At 59.9% G+C, this 18,984-nt stretch carries 16 protein-coding genes; 3 read left to right on the forward strand and 13 right to left on the reverse strand.

Annotated elements, in window-relative coordinates:
* Positions 1-35: 35 nt before the first annotated feature.
* Genes BLQ98_RS11555 through BLQ98_RS11565 form a run of 4 tightly spaced genes read right to left on the reverse strand, consistent with a single transcriptional unit; the run spans position 36 to position 4,788 of the window.
* Complete coding sequence (locus BLQ98_RS11555) at positions 36-1,322, reverse strand: OpgC family protein (RefSeq protein WP_244148425.1); 1,287 nt, start codon at positions 1,320-1,322, stop codon at positions 36-38.
* On the reverse strand, positions 1,297-3,075 hold the full coding sequence (gene mdoH, locus BLQ98_RS11560; protein ID WP_093733471.1) for a glucans biosynthesis glucosyltransferase MdoH: 1,779 nt from the start codon (positions 3,073-3,075) through the stop codon (positions 1,297-1,299). The genes BLQ98_RS11555 and mdoH overlap by 26 nt, the downstream gene beginning before the upstream one ends.
* Positions 3,068-3,193: a hypothetical protein gene (locus BLQ98_RS18590; RefSeq protein WP_279614918.1), complete on the reverse strand. Its 126-nt coding sequence runs from the start codon at positions 3,191-3,193 to the stop codon at positions 3,068-3,070. The genes mdoH and BLQ98_RS18590 overlap by 8 nt, the downstream gene beginning before the upstream one ends.
* Before the next feature lie 32 nt (positions 3,194-3,225).
* Positions 3,226-4,788: an OpgD/OpgG family glucan biosynthesis protein gene (locus tag BLQ98_RS11565; protein WP_167354543.1), complete on the reverse strand. Its 1,563-nt coding sequence runs from the start codon at positions 4,786-4,788 to the stop codon at positions 3,226-3,228.
* Between the two features lie 361 nt (positions 4,789-5,149).
* On the opposite strand from BLQ98_RS11565, the gene nhaC reads away from it, so the two are divergent.
* Positions 5,150-6,643 (forward strand): Na+/H+ antiporter NhaC, encoded by a 1,494-nt coding sequence (gene nhaC, locus BLQ98_RS11570; RefSeq protein ID WP_093733472.1) that lies wholly within the window; start codon positions 5,150-5,152, stop codon positions 6,641-6,643.
* Positions 6,644-6,708: 65 nt separating this feature from the next.
* On the opposite strand, the gene BLQ98_RS11575 is transcribed toward nhaC, so the two are convergent.
* From BLQ98_RS11575 to doeA, 4 genes are all read right to left on the reverse strand, one after another.
* A complete protein-coding gene (locus tag BLQ98_RS11575) occupies positions 6,709-8,316 on the reverse strand; it encodes a class I adenylate-forming enzyme family protein (protein ID WP_093733473.1) in 1,608 nt (535 codons plus the stop codon).
* 140 nt (positions 8,317-8,456) lie between these two features.
* Entirely contained in the window at positions 8,457-9,830 is a 1,374-nt protein-coding gene (locus BLQ98_RS11580; RefSeq protein ID WP_093733474.1) for an aspartate aminotransferase family protein, read from the reverse strand.
* A gap of 27 nt (positions 9,831-9,857) precedes the next feature.
* A complete protein-coding gene (gene doeB, locus BLQ98_RS11585) occupies positions 9,858-10,850 on the reverse strand; it encodes a N(2)-acetyl-L-2,4-diaminobutanoate deacetylase DoeB (protein ID WP_093733475.1) in 993 nt (330 codons plus the stop codon).
* A 4-nt stretch (positions 10,851-10,854) separates the two neighbouring features.
* Positions 10,855-12,030, reverse strand: a complete 1,176-nt coding sequence (doeA, locus tag BLQ98_RS11590; RefSeq protein ID WP_093733476.1) for an ectoine hydrolase DoeA — start codon at positions 12,028-12,030, stop codon at positions 10,855-10,857.
* A gap of 118 nt (positions 12,031-12,148) precedes the next feature.
* Between doeA and BLQ98_RS11595 the strand changes: the two genes are divergently transcribed.
* Positions 12,149-12,604 (forward strand): Lrp/AsnC family transcriptional regulator, encoded by a 456-nt coding sequence (locus BLQ98_RS11595; protein ID WP_093733477.1) that lies wholly within the window; start codon positions 12,149-12,151, stop codon positions 12,602-12,604.
* 21 nt (positions 12,605-12,625) lie between these two features.
* Here the strand turns inward: BLQ98_RS11595 and BLQ98_RS11600 are convergent, their stop codons facing one another.
* Entirely contained in the window at positions 12,626-13,066 is a 441-nt protein-coding gene (locus BLQ98_RS11600) for a PACE efflux transporter (RefSeq protein WP_093733478.1), read from the reverse strand.
* Between the two features lie 231 nt (positions 13,067-13,297).
* On the opposite strand from BLQ98_RS11600, the gene speB reads away from it, so the two are divergent.
* On the forward strand, positions 13,298-14,254 hold the full coding sequence (speB, locus tag BLQ98_RS11605; protein ID WP_093733479.1) for an agmatinase: 957 nt from the start codon (positions 13,298-13,300) through the stop codon (positions 14,252-14,254).
* A 143-nt stretch (positions 14,255-14,397) separates the two neighbouring features.
* Here speB and BLQ98_RS11610 read toward each other — a convergent pair whose 3' ends face one another.
* The 4 genes from BLQ98_RS11610 to BLQ98_RS11625 form a co-directional block, all read right to left on the reverse strand.
* Entirely contained in the window at positions 14,398-16,608 is a 2,211-nt protein-coding gene (locus BLQ98_RS11610; protein ID WP_093733480.1) for a xanthine dehydrogenase family protein molybdopterin-binding subunit, read from the reverse strand.
* Positions 16,605-17,579, reverse strand: coding sequence for an FAD binding domain-containing protein (locus tag BLQ98_RS11615; protein ID WP_093733481.1), 975 nt, complete (start codon positions 17,577-17,579; stop codon positions 16,605-16,607). Before BLQ98_RS11615 ends, BLQ98_RS11610 begins: the two co-directional genes overlap by 4 nt.
* Positions 17,576-18,082 carry a 2Fe-2S iron-sulfur cluster-binding protein gene (locus BLQ98_RS11620; protein ID WP_093733482.1) on the reverse strand — a complete coding sequence of 169 codons (507 nt, stop codon included), beginning with the start codon at positions 18,080-18,082 and terminating at the stop codon, positions 17,576-17,578. The genes BLQ98_RS11615 and BLQ98_RS11620 overlap by 4 nt, the downstream gene beginning before the upstream one ends.
* A gap of 123 nt (positions 18,083-18,205) precedes the next feature.
* Positions 18,206-18,976, reverse strand: a complete 771-nt coding sequence (locus tag BLQ98_RS11625; RefSeq protein ID WP_167354539.1) for an alpha/beta hydrolase — start codon at positions 18,974-18,976, stop codon at positions 18,206-18,208.
* Positions 18,977-18,984: the final 8 nt, after the last annotated feature.

The raw sequence follows: 18,984 nt of genomic DNA on the forward strand, positions 1-18,984 counted from the left end.
GATGCGCGGGATAAGGTCGCACATCGGGTGTTACGTCAATGGGTGGGGCTGGGCCGTGGCATTAGGCCGTTGAACTGCTGGCAACCATCTCGGGGCGTGGGGCTGTGGCGGCTGCTGGCTGCTGCTGGCTGCTTTGGCTGCGGTTGTTTACGTGCAGCTTCGGCCAGCAAGGCAGCGACATAGCAGACCGCGACCGCGACCGGCGGCAGGATCCACGGCAAGGCCGTCACGGTGGCTTCAATGTCCATCATGATTTGACCGGCCAGTGCCAGAATGGTGCCAAGACCGAACACCAGCAGCCCGTGACTGCCCATCAGCCGGAACGGGGCGGCCAGACGGTGCGCGCATATGCGTGTCACGATGGGAAGGCAGGACAGCACATAGACCAGCGCAAGGACATGGACCAAACGCGGCAGCGCCAGCATGGACTTATTATGAGTCACGATATTAGCGGGCAGGCCAATCCCGCCAAGTTGCGCCATCTTGTGGTTCATAAAACTGCCCAGACCGGGCACGTAGCGCCACGCCGCGATGAACAGCAACACACTGACCGCCAGTTTGAACAACAGCGCAGAGTTGCGGACCAGCCGTTCGCCCTTGCGGTGGCGGACACCGATTGCCAGACCGATCACAAAGATAAGCTGCCACGTGAGCGGGTTAAAAAACCAGCCGCCGCCACCGGGGTGGTTCGGGATGGTAAGCCGCGTGGCACCCGCATAAAGCCAAAACGCCCCCGCGACAGCCAGCGTCGTACGCGGCGCATATAGCACGGCGGCAATCAGAACAGGGCCTGCCAGCAACAAGACAGTATAAGACGGCAAAATGTTCACATAGCCGATTTGGTAGCCCAACGTAACAAGCCCCGCCATCGCGGCACCGGTCTGCTCATAGAGCAAGGCGAGGTTGTGCATCACCCGAAATTCGGATCGAACAAACGTATCCGCCGCCCAAGCATACAGCCCGATGGCGGCGACCGTCAGCACGATGTGCACGATATAAAGCTGCCACGCACGCCGCCACAACGGGGCTATCGCATCCCATAGGCGCAGATCGCCCGACATCCACCGACCGATGGCGGGGGAATAGGCGATGCCGGCGGCGATGCCGGACATGATAAAGAACGCCTCTGCCGCGTCGGAGAACCCGATATTGCGAATGGTCAAATGCTCCCACGGGTTGCCGGGCATGTGGTCGATGATGATCATGATCAGCGCCAGCCCGCGAAAGGCATCAATACGCGGATCGCGGGCGCGACGTGGAAGATCAACGCCACGCCGGATGGGAATAAGCTGGGCGTCAGGCCGGTTGGACGATTGGGTCATGCGACGATCCTTGTTGGGCGGTACCCGTTCTCAGGTGCTCGCGGTAGGCGGCAATTACAGCGGGCGTGACCCGTTCTTGCAGCGTGGTAAAGACACGGCCATTGCTGGGGTGCGAGGTCACGGTGATCAGCAGCGGGGCGATCGACATGGGAAGCGTCACAGGTAGCAGCCAGTAAATCAGGTTCGGCACCAACAGATAGACTGCAATTGTGACCACGATCCCGAACAGCGACACCCAGCGGCTTGCACGCCAGCTTTCTGTCAGCGTCAGTCGCCCTTCGCCACGTGCAGTCGCAGGCCAGCCACCGTCCTTGCCCGCAAAGACTTCGGCTACGGCGCGGCTTTGATACATCAGCATGATCGGCGCGATCAGCGCGGTGAGCAGGATTTCGGCCAGCACGGACCCAAGCGCGCGCAGCGCGCCGCCAAAGCCCCGTGCGCGCCCCGTTGCAGCAGCTTCGCCAAAGATCGCGAGCTTAGGCAGCAAAAGCAGCACGCCAATGCCAAAGGCCAGCGCAACAATCTGAAAGGTCTTGTCGTCGGGGAAAACCGGAAAAAGCTGATAGGCATTGGGGAAGTAATCAGGGCTTGCGTTGGTCGCGGCGGCCAACAGCGATACGATCAGGAATGCGCCCCAAGCGACCGACACCAGATAGGCCATGATACCTTGGACAAAGACAAAACGGCTCCAGCCATGCAGACCGGGGGCACCGACAAGACGCATATGCTGGAGGTTGCCTTGGCACCACCGACGATCCCGACGCGCAAAGGCAAGAAGGTTGTCGGGGCCTTCTTCGAACGATCCGGTGATGCGCGGGTCCATTTCCACGCGCCAACCGCCACGCACAAGCAGCGCGGCTTCGACGTAATCATGGCTCAGGATTGTGCCGCCGAAAGGGGCAGGGCCGCTGAGTTCGGGCAGGCCGCAACACTGCGACAAAGCGCGTACACGGGCGATGGCATTGTGCCCCCAAAACGGGCCCGCACGGCCCTGCATCCGTGCCAGACCGCGGGCAAAGACAGGTGAGTGAAAACTCGCAGAGAACTGCATCGCACGGCCAAATAGTGACCCCGCCCCGAAAATATTGGGCAGTGTTTGCAGCAGTCCGAGGGTCGTATCTGCCTCCATCCGCGCGACGAGGTGGCGGATCGTATTGCCCTCCATCAAGCTATCGGCGTCAAGGATCACGACGTATTCATACGCCCCGCCGGATTTGCGGATGAAATCTTCGACGTTTCCAGCCTTGCGGCCATGGCGGTCTGTGCGGTTGCGGTAGAAGACTGGATTAGAGGCGCTATCATCGGCGAAAAGCGGGGCGAGTGCCGCTCGCTCTGCGATCAGCGCGTCAGGGTCGAAGGTATCGGATAGGATCGCAAAATCGACCGGCACATTGGCAGCTTGCATGGATTGGCGCATCGCAGTGATGCGGGCGCAAACCTCTGTAGGGTTTTCGTTGCAGATCGGCACAAGGATCGCTGTGGGGGGGAAGGCTGCGTTGGACAGGTCCATGTCGGGCAGCGGGTCAAAGGACGGCACGCCTAAAAACGCCTGCCCCGCCCCCCATGCTAACCATGCGGTGGTGAGCGCAATAAGCGCAACGGCAAAACCGTCCCAGATATCAAAGCCCGTGTTAAGACCCGCCTGCGCTAGCGTCGCGGCTGCGGCCGTCGCACAAAGCAGGGCAAAGCAAATTGCACCGACGCGGCTGGCCCGCGTGGCACCATCGCGCACATAAGAGGGCATGTCAGGCACTACGCATGAAGATACGGCTCAGCACCTCGAAAAGCGACGGGCGGGCATCATGTTCAAGTACCTGCCGCGGCATATCCAGCGGGGCAGCACGGGGCGCGTAGCGGTCAAAGTCGGTCATTGGTTCGGAAGAAGTTGATGTCACAGACGTATTCATTCTTTCAGCCATTGGTATACCCAAGTCTCGGTCAAGCGTCGGTCACCCGCGGCCAGATTGGCACGCAGTTCAACCGTAGCATCAGTTTCGGCGACGACCTCTAGAACCAGTCGCCACATGTGGTCGTGGCCGTCGATCTGCTGAAGCACTTGTCCTGCAACTTTGCCGCCGACGATGTTTACATGGGCCTCAACCACGTTCTCGGCATTTGGTTCCGCTAAAGTTGCACCTTCAAAGTCGATGACAAATTTTCGGCGATCATTGCGCGGTTTTACGCCTGCAACGCCGCCATGTCCGGCAAGTGTGCGTGAAACTTGAGCAAGTGTAGAAGAGGCACCGGGTGGGGTCATGCCCCAGTTCAGGCGGTAAGAAATACTTTTGCTGTCCCCCGCAGAGAACCCGTTTTTATAGGTCCAGAAGGCGACGATATTGTCGTTTCCTTCCAGATCCGAAGGAATCTCGATCAGGCGGACCATACCTTCGCCCCAGTCGCCCCTGGGTTCGACCATGAGGGTGGGGCGCAACTCGTAATGGGCTTCGGCATCCAGATAGTCGTCAAAGGCGCGGTGGCGTTGCACAAGGCCAAAGGACTTGGGTGATTGCGCGCCAAAGTATGAATTCGCGAGTTTCGGCGGGTTGTTGAGCACCCGAAATAGCGTGTCCTCGCCGGTGTTCACGATCAGGGCTTCACTGTCGTGGACGCGGGCGCGGTAATCATCAAAGCTGCCCTGATCGTTCAGCCCGAACAGATACATAGAGGTCAGCGGTGCGATGCCCAGCTGCTGCACGTCTTGGCGGAAGAACAATTCGGTGGTCACATCCATCGTGGTGGTGGCCCCGGGGGTCACGGTGAACTTGTACGCCCCCACCACCGACTGGCTTTCGAGCAGGGCAAAGAAGGTCATTGCCGTCTGACCGGGTTTTGGCCGTTGCAGCCAGAAGGCGCTGAAACGGGGAAATTCTTCGGGTTCTGAGGTCGCGGTGTTCACCGCCAACCCGCGCGCGCTGAGGCCATAGCGGTTGCCCGCCCCTAAGGCGCGGAAATAGCTCGCGCCCAGAAACGACACGATCTCGTCGAACTGTTGCGGGTCATTCAACGGCGCGTTCATGCGAAAGCCCGCCACGCCGGGGAGCTCTGTGCCAGTCGGAATTTTCTCGAGCGCCTTGGCCTGATAGATGAAGTCGTCCGAGGTAAAGCCAAGCGGCTGTACCGTGCCGTCTATAACCTCGTAGAGTGCCACGGTGCCGTCGAATAGCCAGCCGGGGTGATAGGCGTGTACCACAGCCTGCGCCGCGGGGCCTTTCCAGACCGCGCTGTCTTCGCGGAACCGGATGTTGCGATAGTCGTCATAGTCCAACGAGGTAAACGGGTCGCCCAATTGCGTCGGCGCGACATAGTCTTCGCCGGCAAGGCTGCGCGCCTGTGCGATCAATGTCTCGAAGGTAAAAGGCTCTGCCGCATCGCTGGTCTGCGCCCATGCAGCCGTATCCTGCACACCTATTGCAGCTGCGAAAGCCAAGGCAGCCCCCCCTGTGCGCAAAACAGAGCGGCGAGACATCGGGCGGGTGCGAGACAAATGATGCATCAAAACTGATTCCTGTTCGTTGCTGCATTGCAGAATTCTTATAATTACGCGGGAAGTTCAATGACATGAAGCGGAATGCGCTGAATTTTGCTGCCCAATGCGGGGTTTGCGCGAAAATTGCGATTTTAACGCGGAATCAACCATCTGTAATTCCAAATTTCCAGCGGGACAGAGGGCCAATTTTATTTAGCGCCTTCAAATAACAGCGGAAAATTGCCTGAAATTTCAATCAGACGCCCTAGAATAAGATTGGTTGGCATCACAGGGCTGCAATGCCACCCTAAGGGGAATCTGTGTGTGTAAAAGTAAATAAGACAATAAAAACGAGGACAAAATGGACAATAAAGATCTTCCATCGCTCCCGCTGGCGCTGCTGCCCGTCGTTCTGACGCTTGGGCTTTTGGCGCTGCAACTCTTCTATTACGGCGATTTCACGCCGCATATTCCGCTGATCCTCGGATTGGCCATTACGTCCCTGCTTGGTGTGTTTCGCGGGCAGACGTGGATGGACATCCGCGAGGGCGTGTTTCACGTGATCCACGTGTCGATGCCGTCGCTTGCGGTGTTGATCGTGGTGGGCATGATCGTCGGTGTATGGATCGCGTCGGGCACGGTGCCGACGTTGATATACTATGGGCTGACGTTGCTGACGCCGTCGATCTTTTTGGCAGCCGCCATGATCTTGTGTGCCGTGGTGTCGCTGTCGCTGGGGACCAGCTGGGGCACGGTCGGGACCATCGGACTGGCGTTGATGGGCATTGGTGCGGGCTTTGGTATTCCGGCCTATTGGACCGCAGGTGCTGTGGTATCGGGCGCATTCTTTGGAGATAAGGTGTCACCGCTGTCGGATACGACGAACCTTGCCCCTGCGGTAACGGGCACGAACGTCTTCGACCACATCAAGAACATGCTGCCCACCACTGTGCCTGCAATGATTATCGCGCTGGTGATCTATATTGTGGTTGGCTTCATGCTGATCGAAGAGGGCGTTGGCGATGTAAGCAGCATCAATGCGATCACGACCGGTCTGGAAGAACGGTTCAGCCTAGGGATCATCCCGCTGACACCTGCGTTGATCGTGATTGTGCTGGCGTTGATGAAAAAGCCGCCACTGCCGTCGCTGTTTGCGGGTGTGCTGGCCGGTGGGCTGGTCGCGATCTTTTGGCAGGGTGCCGGTCTGCATGACGTGTTTGCCTTTGCGCAGTCGGGCTATTCTATCGACACTGGCATCGCCGACATCGACAGCCTGCTGAACGCGGGCGGCATCCAGTCGATGATGTGGACCATCTCGCTGATGTTGATTGCCTTGGGTTTTGGCGGTGCGCTGGAACGTACCGGCTGCCTCGAGGCGATTATTATGGCGATCGTCAGCCGTGTGAAAAGCTTCGGCGCGGTTCAAAGTTCGGCCATCGGGACGGCATTTGCGACCAACATGGTGGCGGGTGATCCTTATATCTCGATTGCGCTGCCGGGCCGTATGTATGCGCCCCTGTACCGTGGGATGGGCTATTCAACCCTGAACCTGAGCCGCGCGGTCGAAGAGGGCGGCACGTTGATGAGCCCGCTGATCCCTTGGAACGCCGGTGGTGCCTTTGTGATCTCGGCGCTGGGGCTGGGTGTGATGGATGGTAACCTGACCAACCTGCTGTATATCCCGCTGGCCTTTGCCTGCTGGACCGCACCGTTGATCGGCGTGTTCTATGCGGTGACCGGTCTGTTCTCGCCCAAGGCGACGGACGAGGATCGTGCAGAGTGGGAAAAATCCGGCGAGGATATCATGGACCTTGGCGACCATGAGCTTGCCTACGAGGAACCGGCAGCGACCTGATCGCGCCTAATCCAACACAGATGAAAGCCGCAGCGCCGATATGCCCTGCGGCTTTTTTCATGCGCTCAGGCCTGCGCCTTTAGCCTATCCCGAAGCGTGTTCTTGACGATCTTGCCATTGGCATTGCGCGGCAGGGGATCGGGTTCGAACGTCGCGAAATCCGGCGCTTTGTAGTCTGCCATCTTTGTGCGTGCGAAGGCCTTGATCGCATCGAGGTCCAGCGCCGTATCGGTGGTGTGGATGAACACATGCATCTTTTCCCCCAGCACCGGATCAGGGCAGCCAATGGCGGCACATTCGATCACGGACGGGTGGGCGGTCAGCGCGTTTTCGACCTCGGCGCTGTAGATGTTATAGCCGCCGCGAATGATCATATCCTTGCGGCGGTCGTGCAGGCAGATGAACCCCTCGGCATCGCGTGACCCCATGTCGCCGCTTTTCCAATAGCCGTCGTGAAACTCGGAGGCGGTGCGGTCTGGGTTGTCCCAATAGCCGGGCACGGTCATCGCGCCCTTGATCCAAAGCTCTCCGTGGGTGCCGTCGGGCACGTCATTGCCTTGCCTGTCAACGATACGGATGTCGGCGCAGGGCACGGCGATACCGATACTGTCCGCGCGTTTGGTGCCGAAACCCATAGGCAGGATCGTTACAGCAGAGGTAAGCTCGGTCGCGCCATAGGCATTCATCAGGCACAGGTTCGGCAGCTTTTCTGACAGCTCCGTGATGGTGGATTGCGGCATCGGCGCGCCGCCGTAGCCACCGACCCGCCAGTGTTGCAGGTCGTAGTCGTCGACATTGCAGCGCAGCAGAAAGAGGTTGTACATCGCCGGCACCATCAGCGTCTGCGTGACTTTTTCATCTGCGGTTAGCGACAGGAATTCATGTGCGCCAAAGTGCTCCATCATCACGGTGCAGCCAGCGGTTTGGAGCATGGTAAAGACGGTGGCAACAAGGCCGGTCACGTGGCTCGCAGGCACACAGAGGAGGGAGCGTTCGCGCGCGCCCAGTTCCATGCAAAGTTCAAAATGCATCGCCGAATGGGCAATGTTAAGATGGGTCAGTGTCGCGCCCTTGGGCTGGCCTGTGGTGCCGGAGGTGTAGAGGATCACCGCGATATCGTCCTCGTGCAGTGGCACGGCGTCGGTCAGCGGTGCCTCGGCGGGGAGCGTGTCAAAAACGTCAGTTCCGGCTGCGGTGCCGCCAACACAAAAGCGGTGGGTCAGGCCGGGCAGATCGGCGGGCGCGGGCAGGCGGTCGGCGACATCCGTGCCATGCACGGCGATCTTGGCACCGCATTGTCGCAAGATAAACGCCAGCTCTGGCGTGCCTTCGCGGATGTTGATCGGCACGGCAATCGCACCAAGCCGCAGACAGCCCATCATCGTGGCGATGAATTCCCAACGGTTCGACAGCAGCAGCGCGACGCGGTCGCCCTTGGCCACGCCACGCGCGCTCAGACCTGCGGCGATGCGGCCCACGTGCAGGTCAAGGTCGGTATAGGTCAGTCTGGTGTCGCCGCTGACCACGGCCTCTTGATCGGGGGCGCGGGCAAGGGCGGCGGCGAGCATGGCGTTCAAGTCGGCGGGACGATCCTTAAAGCACTTGATCTCGCGTCCGTCGAAATGGGTTTCTGTTTGTATGCGATCCGTGATCGTCTGTGACCAATGTGGCATCTGCGCTCCTCCCGTAGCTTGGGGTTAGTCATTGCGCAAACGATCAGGGGCTGCAACGGGCAAGAGCGGTGTTAGCGCCCTTATAGGGTAACCCTTTCCAACGGGCGGTTCGCCCTGCGAAACAAGGCGAACCGAGACGCTTATCCCAGCACAGTTTCCACCGCGTCGGCGGTTGCGGCGACGACGGTATCGACCTCTTCGCGGGAGATACAGAAGGGGGGCGCAAAGCCGGTAATATCGCCTTGGGGCATAGCACGCGCGATCACGCCGCGTTCGAGCATCGCGGCAGAGATCGCGGCCCCCACCTTGGCAGCAGGGTCAAGCGGCGTGGCGTCTGCCTTGTCGGCCACATATTCCACCGCGCAAAGCAGCCCTTCGCCACGGATGTCCCCCACATTCGGATGATCGCCAAGCGCCTCTTTCATCGAGGCGTTCAGATATCCGCCCACCTCGGCGGCGTTGCTCACAAGGTTCAGGTCGTCGATCAGCTTGAGGTTGGCGACACCCGCCGCCGCACAAATGGGATGCGCCGAATAGGTCCAGCCGTGACCAATGGGGCCGTTCTCGTCCGTGCCCTGTTCCAGCACCTTCCACATCCGGTCCGATACGATGGAGCCTGACAACGGTGCATAGGCCGATGTCAGTCCCTTGGCGATGGTGATCAGATCGGGTTTCAGCCCATAGTGATCGGACCCGAACATCGTTCCCAGACGGCCAAAGCCAGTCACGACCTCATCCGCGATCAGCAGGATGTCGTGGCGGTTCAACACCTCTTGGATTGCGTCCCAGTATCCGGCGGGCGGGGGCACGATGCCGCCGGTGCCCAATACGGGTTCCCCGATAAAGGCCGCGATGGTGTCCGGCCCTTCGGCCTGGATCAGCGCCTCAAGCGCGTTGGCGCATTGCGCGGTAAACTCGGCTTCGGACTGGGTGCGGTCCTTGCGACGATAGTAATAGGGGGCGTCCGTGTGGATCACGGGGTTCATCGGCAGGTCGAATTTGTCGTGGAACAGTGACAGGCCGGTCAGCGAGCCGGTCATCAGCCCCGACCCGTGATAGCCGCGCCAGCGCGAGATGATTTTCTTTTTCTGCGGGCGGCCAAGGATGTTGTTGTAGTACCAGACAAGCTTGATGTTCGTCTCGTTCGCGTCCGAGCCTGACAGACCGAAATAGACCTTGGACATATGCGCCGGTGCGCGGTCCATAATCATCTTCGCCAGCGTGATCGAGGTCTCGGTGCCGTGGCCCACATAGGAATGGTAATAGGCCAGTTGATGCGCCTGTTCGGCGATGGCGTCGGCTACTTCGGTCCGGCCATAGCCTGCGTTCACGCAATAAAGCCCGGCAAAGGCGTCCAGCATCCGGTTGCCATCGCGGTCCTCGATATGAACGCCCGACGCCCCTGTGATCACCCGCGTCGCGGATTGACCCCGCGCATGCTGTGCCAGATGCGTAGAGGGATGGAAAAAGTTTTCGCGGTCCCATGTGGCGAGTTGATCATCATTGCGAAGCATAGGTCAGGCTTTCTGTTTAGGAGAGTTTTAGGTGAGTTCGGTGGCCAGCACGGCAAGGCAATCGCCCGGCTGTGCCAGTCCGGGGTGATGGCGGGCGATCACGATGCCCCCCATCTGGGCGCGGATCTCGCGCGGGGGGGCGCCGGTGAGTTGGCCGTCCCACAGACGTGCAATCAGGTCGCCTTCGGCTACGGTTTGCCCAAGGGTGACGTTGAAGTCGACGAGCCCACCTTGATTGGTGACATGAAAGCAGCGGTCGTCGTCTTGAGACAGGACGCGTGATGGGGCGGTGACGGGCCGCCCCTCAAGGATACCGGCGTGGATCAACAGGTTACGCACCCCTTTACGAGCGATCTGTGCTGTTTCAGGCGTGGCGGTGCCACCGCCGCCCAGTTCGGTGGTGACGAAAGTCTTGCCCATAGCTTCTGCCGCATCGTCGTACATGCCTAGCGCGTCGATCTCGCGCATCTCGACGCTGAACGGCGCGTTGAACGCATCGCGCGCGGCGCGGCAGCGGGCCTGCTGGTCCGCATCTTCCAGCGTGTGGCAGGCAGCGAAGGGCAGAAAATCAAGCGTTTTGCCACCCGAGTGAAAATCAAGCACGACATCCGCCATCGGCAGCAGCACCCGTTGAAAGTAATCCGCGATCTTCTGCGTGGGCGTGCCATCGGGACGACCGGGAAAGCTGCGGTTCATGTTCACCCCGTCGAGCGGAGACACGCGTGTGCCGGCCGCAAAGGCAGGCTGGTTCATGAACGGGATGATGATCACGCGACCCGTGACGTCCTTGGCCTGCAAGGTCTGGGCAAGCTCGACCAAGGCCAACGGGCCTTCGTATTCGTCGCCGTGGTTGCCGCCGGTTAGCAGGGCAGAGGGGCCGTCGCCGTTTTTCACTTGGGTCACCGGAATTTGGATCGCCCCCCAAGCACTGTCGTTACGGCTATAGGGCAGACGCAAATAGCCGTGCTGCACGCCCGTGCCTTCAAAATCGATGGTGGCCGAGATTGGATTGTCTCGCATGGCGCTATTCCTTGATCATAAGCGCACGCGGGGTGGTGCACAGACAGTCGGCACCCGTTTCGGTGATGACGATAGGTTCCGTGATCTCGATGCCGCCGTCGTCCAGCCACAGCGCTGGCATAAAGTGAAAGGTCATCCCCGGTTCAAGCACTGTGGTGTCGCCCGCGCGGAAGGACATGGTGCGTTCGCCCCAATCGGGCGGATAAGACAACCCGATCGCATACCCGCAACGGCTGTCTTTCTCGAACCCGCGTTTGCGTAGGTTGGTGTTGAAGGCGCGGGCGATGTCTTCGCAGCGGTTGCCTGGTTTGGCTTGTTCTAGCCCCGCGTCAATTGCCTCGAGAACGGCATTTTCCGCATCCAGATACTTTTGTGGCGGTTTGCCCAGAAACAAGGTGCGCGACTGCGGGCATTGGTAGCGCCGGTGCGCCCCTGCGATTTCAAAGAACGTGCCTTCGTTATTCCGCAGGGGGGCGTCATCCCATGTGATGTGCGGCGCGGTGGCATCCAGACCGGAGGGCGTCATGGGCACGCAAGCGGGGTAGTCGCCCCAGTGCCCGTGGGCACCGCTGACAGAGGCGTGGTAGATATCCGCGATCAGATCGTTCTTGCGCATGCCGACTTCGGCCTTTTCGCGAATTACCTCGTGCATCCGTTCAACGATCCGGGCGGCGCGGCGCATGTATTCCAGTTCAGTGGGGGATTTGACGGCGCGTTGCCAGTTCACCAGCGCGGTGGCGTTCTGAATGTTGACGCCCGGTAGCCGTGTTTGCAGCGTCAGAAACGCAGAGGCGGTGAAATAATAATTGTCCAGTTCGAACCCGATACGGGCGTTTTCTAGCCCGCGGGCGGCGATCAGGCGGGCCAGATCCTCCATCGGGTGTTTGTCGGGGTTCTGGACATAGGTGTCGTCGTAGCCGACGATATTGTCATCATCCAGATAGGTGGTGCGCTGGGCACCTGCACTGTCCATCGCGCGGCCCCACCAGACAGGCTGGCCCTCGTGGGTGAGCAGCACGCCCTGATGCACGTAGAACGACCACCCGTCATAGCCCGCCAACCACGCCATATTTGACGGATCGGTGACAAACAGTGCGTCCAGCCCGCGGGTGGCCATTTCGGCGCGTGTTTTTGCCAGACGTGCTGCATATTCGGGCTGCGTAAAAGAATGGTCAATCATGTGGGAAATCCTGCCAGGGTATTGTGCGAGTTTAGCTTTTTCGGCCTCCGCATTTATGCGAATATCAACGTCACGTGGGTAAAAGCTGCAAACTTTTGGAAAATATGGGGAATTCAGGATGATTGACGCGATAGACCGGAAAATCCTGCATCACGTGCAGCGTGACAATCTGCTGACCAGCGCGCGTCTTTCAGAACTGGTGGGGTTGTCGCAAACGTCGATCCAGCGGCGGCTCGCGCGGCTGCGGGCCACCAAGGCGATCGAGGCCGATATTGCCGTCGTATCGCCCGAAGCGGTGGGGCGCCCGCTGACCATGCTCATCGCGGTGGAGCTGGCGCGGGAACGCTCTGATATCATTGACAGGTTCAAACGGGCGGTGCGTGAGCGGGCAGAGGTGATGAGCGCCTATTACGTGACGGGAGAGACCGACTTTATGTTGATCGTCAGCGCCAAGGACATGCAGGATTACGAGGCGTTCACCCGCGATTTTTTCTATAACAACCCGGATATCAAAGGGTTCAAAACCACCGTGGTGATGGACCGGATCAAGGCGTCTTTCACGCTGCCGGTCTGATCACCACGACGCCGTGGCAGGCTAGGTGCTTTCTGCCTGCTCTTGCGCCCATTCCGGCAGCGGAAAGAGCGTGTCGTAGATCAAGTTAAAGACATAGGCATAAACGATATAAAAAGCCGCCAATGCGATATCCAGCACGAAGGCATCCCACAGGCTGATGCCCAGATACCAAGCGATGAACGGCAGCAGCACCACCAGCAGCCCCGCCTCGAATGCCAGCGCGTGCAGCACCCGGACGATGCGCGATTTCAGGGTGGTTCCCGTCAGCCGTTGCAAGGCCAAGTCAAAAAGCACGTTATAGCCAAGGTTCCAAAGCGTCGCGAGCGTGGCGCTGACAATGCCCACGACACCAAAGTCATGTAAGGGTACGTCAAACAGGATCGCACCAGCGGGGATCACAAGGATCAGCGCGATGATTTCAAAACTGAGGGCGTGGCGAAGACGGTCTAATGCGGAGCGCATGGGTATACCTCGGTGAAGGGCCGGGTCGTCCCGGCAATTTTCCATTCAGGGGAGGTCGTCCTCTCGGTACCATAGGTGGCAAAGCCGGGCGCGGTTTGCAAGAGGCATGGGGGGCGTTGCCGCGGAAAGCTGCTTGGCTTTGCGGATAAAGCTGCGAAGCTGCATGCAAACGGGGACGCGTGAATTGGTCTGTGCGCCAAGTACCATGCCAGAGCCAAAAGGAATGGGACGATGAACAAACCAGCATATAATCAGCCGCTTAGCGGGAATTCCATGCCGCGCACGGGTGGGCCTGCGACCATGATGCGCTTGCCGATGGCAGAAACGGCGGCGGGGCTGGATGCCTGTTTTCTGGGCATCCCAATGGATATTGGCACCTCGAACCGTCCCGGGACGCGGCTAGGCCCCCGCCAGATACGCGACGAAAGCCGCATGATCCGCCCCTACAACATGGCGACCGGTGCGGCCCCGTTCGAACATCTTCAGGTGGCGGATATCGGTGACGTGCCGATCAACCTTTTTGACCTCAAGAAAACCGTGGCCATTATCGCGGATCACTACCGCGAGGTCCTGTCCCATGGGGTGATCCCGCTGACACTGGGCGGGGATCACACGCTCAGCTGGCCAATCTTGCGGGCGGTCGCTGAAAAACACGGGCCTGTCGCGCTGATCCATGTGGATGCCCATTCGGATACCAACGATGAAATGTTCGGCGAGAAAGAGGCTCACGGCTGCCCGTTCCGACGCGCGTGGGAGGAAGGCTGTCTGCAAAACGACAAGGTGTTCCAGATTGGTCTGCGGGGTACCGGCTATAGTAAGGATGATTTCGATTGGGGGCGGCAACAGGGCTGGACCTGTATTCAGGCCGAAGAATGCTGGCACAAATCGCTGACGCCCATGATGGCGGATATCCGCGCCAAGATCGAGGACGCGCCGGTCTATCTGACCTTTGATATCGACAGCCTTGATCCCGCGTTCGCCCCCGGTACAGGCACGGTCGAGGTGGGTGGGTTAACCACGATGCAGGGGCTGGAAATCATCCGCGGGACGGCGGGACTAAATTTGGTGGGCTGTGATCTGGTTGAAGTCTCTCCGCCCTATGATCCGGCGGGCAATACGGCAATGATCGCGGCCAGTTATCTGTATGAAATGCTATGTGCACTTCCGGGGGTCCCGCAGGGCAGTTAGACGCCATCGGGCAGAAAGAGATGCCGTAGGGTGACGCAGACGACGTGATCCTCAAGCTGGGCGGCCATACCGTCATCGCTTTGTCATTTTACCGGCGCAGCGGCAAAGCCGCGCCGGTTTGGTCGGGGTTCGCGCAGGCAGTCTTACATATCCGGTAGCCCCGGCAGAATTTTGTCCATCGTCGCGGGCAAATCGCGCACACGCACGCCGCAGGCATCGTAGATCGCGTTGATGATCGACGCCCCTGCGCCACAGATGCCAAGCTCGCCGATGCCTTTGGCCTGCATCGGATTGGCCCAAGGGTCGCGTTCCTGCACGAAGTTGACTGTAAGCTGAGGCACATCAAGGTTTACCGGCACGTGGTATTCAGCCAGATCATTGTTAACCAAATGGCCGTCGCGTTTGTCGAACATCAGCTCTTCGGTCAGTGCCATGCCGATGCCAAAGGTCATGCCGCCTAGACATTGAGACCGCGCCGTCTTGGCATTCAGGATGCGCCCTGCGGCAAAGCTGCCGTGCATCCGGCGCACACGTGTTTCGCCGGTGACGCTGTTTACACCGACCTCTGCAAAGAATGCACCAAAGGTTGCCTGGCGACGGTCGGTCTGGGTATCACCCTTGTTGATCGTGCCTTCGACGGTGAAGGGGCCGTTCTTGGTGAATTCTGGCAAATCGGCGCGGCGATTGTTGGTAGTGGCTACGCCGTCTTGCAGGGTCAGGTCGCGTTCTTCTACGCCCATGGTCTCGGCAATCTTTTTGCGCAGCGCCTCGCATGCAACAAAGACTGACCCGCCCGATGATGCGGCACCCCAGCTGCCCCCTGAACCGGCGGCTTTGGGCAGGCTGCTGTCGCCCAAGCGCACCGTCACACGGTCCGCCGGCACGCCCAGCATCTCGCCGGCGATCTGGGTCAGGATCGCATAGGTGCCGGTGCCAATGTCAGTCATATCGGTTTCGACCAGCAGGCTGCCGTCTTCGTTCAGCGTGACACGCGCATGGCTTTCGCCCAGCATGTTGACCCGCGTGGCCGAAGACATGCCGTAGCCGATCAACCACTCTCCGTCTGTTTTGCCGGCCTCGCGGTCGGCCCAGCCAAAGGTCTTGGCCCCGTCGTCCAGTGCCTCGGCCAATTTATGAGATGAGAACTCGCGCCCGTCCGAAGGGTCCACTTCAGGAATGTTGCGTTTGCGCAGTTCGACCGGATCGATGCCGCTCACGTCAGCCAGCTCGTCCATCGCGATCTCGAGCGCGGTGATACCCACCGCCTCGCCCGGTGCACGAACAGAGCCGGCACACATGCGGTTGATCCGTTTGATATGCATCCCGATTTCACGGTTTTCACCGCGATAAAGGAAAGGCGTCGCCTGCGATACCGGCTCTGCAAAGCTTTCATCCAACAATTGCGAGACGGTGGAATCATGCCCGATGCCGGTCATCCGTCCATCAGCGTCCGCGGCTAGTTTGATGTGCTGAACCGTCTCGGACCGGCGCATCGTGGCCTCAAGTACTTGTTGGCGGCTTAGTACAACGGCTACGGGGGCCCCAAGTTCACGTGCGGCATGGGCCGCGGCAACTGCCTCGTGGCTAATCCCGAGTTTCGAGCCAAAGCCACCACCGACGTAAGGCGCCAGAATATGCACATTTTCAGCGTCAACCCCAAGCGCGTCGGCCAGTTCATTCACATTGTATTTGAGCATCTGATACGACCCGCGCAGGGTCAGCTTGCCGCCATCCCACTGGGCAATCGCGGCATGGGGTTCCATCGCAGACGAGCTGTGCCCGCTGGTGCGATAGGTTTCATCCACGGTATAGGCGGCATCTGACAGCGCGGCATCCAGATCGCCTTGGGACGATTGCTTGTCCTTCGGCGTTTCAATTTCTGCCACATCAAGATCGGTCACGGCATCCTCGGGCGTGATTTGAAGCTCGATCATATGGGCAGCGTGACGGGCCTGTTCAAAGGTATCGGCCACAACCAGCGCGACGGGTTGCCCGATATAGGAAATCTTGCCATCCGGCTGGACAGGGGCCTCGTTTGCGGTGCCTTGGGCAGGGTTGCGCAGGAAGGTCTTGCCGTGAAACACGTCGCGCACACCGTCAAGCTTGCGCACGGCTTCGGCGTTCAATCCGGTGATCTGCCCACCTGCAACAGGCGCGCGGACAAGCACGCCGGTCATCATGCCCGCCGGTTGGTCTTCGTGCGCATAAGTGGCGCGACCAGAGACTTTGAGCGGGCCGTCGGGACGGTCCATGCCGGTGTGGATCAACCCTTGAACCGTGACATCCAGCCGATTGCGGTCGTCGGGTTCGTTCATCGTCAGTTCGGCGGTCGAGATGTTGATACCGTCGGTCATTGCTGTACCCCCGTCAGTTCCTTGAGTGTGGCAATCAACGTGCGCCGTGCCAGTGGCACTTTGAATGCGTTGCCGTCTTTGGGCGCTGCATCTGCCACCAGAATATCGGCGGCCTTGCTGAACAAGGTGGCCGAAGGCTCTTGCCCGACGAGCGCCTCTTCGACCGCCGGGTCGCGCCACGGCATGGATCCAATGCCACCACAGGCGATTGCGGCTTGGGTAATTTTGCCTTCCGACACCTCGATCCGCGCCGCGACTGATGCCATGGCAAACGCGTAGGATGCGCGATCGCGTACTTTGCGATACGTCTGGTTCCCCTCCGCAGGGGCGGGCAAGGTGACGGCGGTGATCAGTTCACCCGATTGCAAAACTGTTTCAACTGCGGGATCGGTGGGGATCAGATAGAATTCGGACAGCGGTACCGTGCGAGAGGCACCATCCGTGCCCTCGATCTCGATTTCGGCCCCCAGCATCTGCATCGCAACCGCCATGTCACTGGGATGGCTGGCGATGCATTTGTCGGTGACGCCAAGGATCGCATGGAGCCGGTTCGCCCCCTCCATCGCGCCGCAGCCTGAACCTGGCTCGCGTTTGTTGCATGGTTGGTCGGTGTCATAGAAATAATAGCAGCGGGTCCGTTGTAAAAGGTTGCCGCCGGTGGTCGCCTTGTTGCGCAGTTGACCCGACGCACCGGCCAACAGGGCCGACGACAGTGCGGCATAGTCTTCGCGAACCGTCATATCCGCCGCGAGGTCAGAGTTCGTGACCAAAGCGCCGATACGCAGCCCGCCGTCGCGCGTGGGAGTGATCTGTTTCAGGTCCAGCCGCGAGATGTCGACAAGTTTGTCAGGGGTCATCACCTCTAGCTTCATGAGGTCTAGCAGGTTGGTCCCGCCCGCGATGATTGTCGCGTCTGGGGTGCGGGTGACATCGCTGTTGGCACTGGCGCGGATATAGTCGAACTGCTTCATGACTTCTCCTCCGCGGTTTCGCGGATTGCATCGACGATATTGGGGTAGGCGGCGCAGCGGCAGATATTTCCCGACATCCGCTCTGATATTTCAGCATCGGTCAGCTCGGGCGACGCGGTAAGGCTGCCCGAAACATTGGAGGGCCAGCCGGCTTTGAACTCTTCGAGCATGGCGGTGGCTGAACAGATTTGACCCGGGGTGCAATAACCGCATTGGAACCCGTCGTGTTTCACGAAATTCTGCTGCATGTCCGACAGGTTGTGTTCGTCGCCCAACCCCTCGATTGTGGTGATCTCGTCGCCGTCATGCATGCAGGCAAGGCTGAGGCATGAATTGATGCGGCGTCCGTTTATCATGACCGTGCAGGCCCCGCACTGTCCGTGATCGCAGCCTTTTTTGGTGCCGGTGAGGTTCAGGTGATTGCGCAGCGCATCCAGCAGCGAGGTGCGGGGGTCTGCATCAAGACTATGGTCTTTGCCGTTAACAGTCAGTGTGGTTCGCATGAGAAGGAGGCCCTTTGTCCGATGACATCTAGGGAATAGAACCCCGGTCAGCGGGTCAGGGTTCCGCCCTGATGGCGGATCTGTGTCGGCGGCGGCGGTATAATCGCGTAGATTGCGGCTATCTCAGGCTGTGCAACGCCGCAAAAATTCGGTGATCCGTTCGGCGATCAGGCCGCGGTCATAATCTAATGTCGCAACATGGTAGGATCGCTCGAGCCAGCCAAGCTGGATATCGCTAGACGCCACCGAGGTCGCGATACGCGGTGCATTTTGCGGATCAACGACGTTATCGCGGCGCGATTGCAAGATCAAAATGGGCTGGCGGATCAGTGGCAGCAGCGCACCGGTGGCATTGGTAAGAAGGAAACGCTCTTTCAGGGTTTCACGCGGGATGCGGTCGTAGCAGATTTCGGTGGTGCCCGGTTCGGCAATATCCGAACCGATGCCGCTGATGAACGCCGCCCCCTGAGGCTCATAAAGCGGGGCGACCACTTCGGGGCGGTACAGCCCGGTAGAGCCATTGATGCTGACCACGCCATGTATCTTGTCGGGCATACGCGCGGCAAGATTCAGAGACAGGGTTGCGCCTAGGGAAAGCCCCCCGACGATCACCCGCGCACAACGCGCCGATAGCGTTTCAAGAGCCGCTTCGGCAGAGCCGACCCAATCGCTTTGGCCGGTCTGCGCCAAGGCTGCCGGGTCTTTGCCATGCCCTGCGAGCAATGGGCAAGACACCGTCGCACCGCTTGCCGCGTGCACAGCTAGGGCGACTTCGCGCACGCTTTGCGGCGTGCTGGTGAAGCCGTGAAAAAAGAGAAAGCCGATATCGCTGCCCTCAAGGAGAAAAGGCTGCGCTTGGGGCAGGTCGAATGGGGCAATCGGCATCTGTTTCATGCTGCCAT

The organism is Sulfitobacter litoralis, assembly GCF_900103185.1.
Taxonomy (GTDB): Bacteria; Pseudomonadota; Alphaproteobacteria; order Rhodobacterales; family Rhodobacteraceae; genus Sulfitobacter; species Sulfitobacter litoralis.

What these genes read in the sequence shown, in the direction of transcription:
- BLQ98_RS11555 (WP_244148425.1), bottom strand. Translation starts at nt 1,322, where the DNA reads ATGACCCAATCGTCCAACCGGCCTGACGCCCAGCTTATTCCCATCCGG.
- BLQ98_RS18590 (WP_279614918.1), bottom strand. Translation starts at nt 3,193, where the DNA reads ATGACCGACTTTGACCGCTACGCGCCCCGTGCTGCCCCGCTGGATATG.
- BLQ98_RS11565 (WP_167354543.1), bottom strand. Translation starts at nt 4,788, where the DNA reads ATGTCTCGCCGCTCTGTTTTGCGCACAGGGGGGGCTGCCTTGGCTTTC.
- nhaC (WP_093733472.1), top strand. Translation starts at nt 5,150, where the DNA reads ATGGACAATAAAGATCTTCCATCGCTCCCGCTGGCGCTGCTGCCCGTC.
- BLQ98_RS11575 (WP_093733473.1), bottom strand. Translation starts at nt 8,316, where the DNA reads ATGCCACATTGGTCACAGACGATCACGGATCGCATACAAACAGAAACC.
- BLQ98_RS11580 (WP_093733474.1), bottom strand. Translation starts at nt 9,830, where the DNA reads ATGCTTCGCAATGATGATCAACTCGCCACATGGGACCGCGAAAACTTT.
- doeB (WP_093733475.1), bottom strand. Translation starts at nt 10,850, where the DNA reads ATGCGAGACAATCCAATCTCGGCCACCATCGATTTTGAAGGCACGGGC.
- doeA (WP_093733476.1), bottom strand. Translation starts at nt 12,030, where the DNA reads ATGATTGACCATTCTTTTACGCAGCCCGAATATGCAGCACGTCTGGCA.
- BLQ98_RS11595 (WP_093733477.1), top strand. Translation starts at nt 12,149, where the DNA reads ATGATTGACGCGATAGACCGGAAAATCCTGCATCACGTGCAGCGTGAC.
- BLQ98_RS11600 (WP_093733478.1), bottom strand. Translation starts at nt 13,066, where the DNA reads ATGCGCTCCGCATTAGACCGTCTTCGCCACGCCCTCAGTTTTGAAATC.
- speB (WP_093733479.1), top strand. Translation starts at nt 13,298, where the DNA reads ATGAACAAACCAGCATATAATCAGCCGCTTAGCGGGAATTCCATGCCG.
- BLQ98_RS11610 (WP_093733480.1), bottom strand. Translation starts at nt 16,608, where the DNA reads ATGACCGACGGTATCAACATCTCGACCGCCGAACTGACGATGAACGAA.
- BLQ98_RS11615 (WP_093733481.1), bottom strand. Translation starts at nt 17,579, where the DNA reads ATGAAGCAGTTCGACTATATCCGCGCCAGTGCCAACAGCGATGTCACC.
- BLQ98_RS11620 (WP_093733482.1), bottom strand. Translation starts at nt 18,082, where the DNA reads ATGCGAACCACACTGACTGTTAACGGCAAAGACCATAGTCTTGATGCA.
- BLQ98_RS11625 (WP_167354539.1), bottom strand. Translation starts at nt 18,976, where the DNA reads ATGAAACAGATGCCGATTGCCCCATTCGACCTGCCCCAAGCGCAGCCT.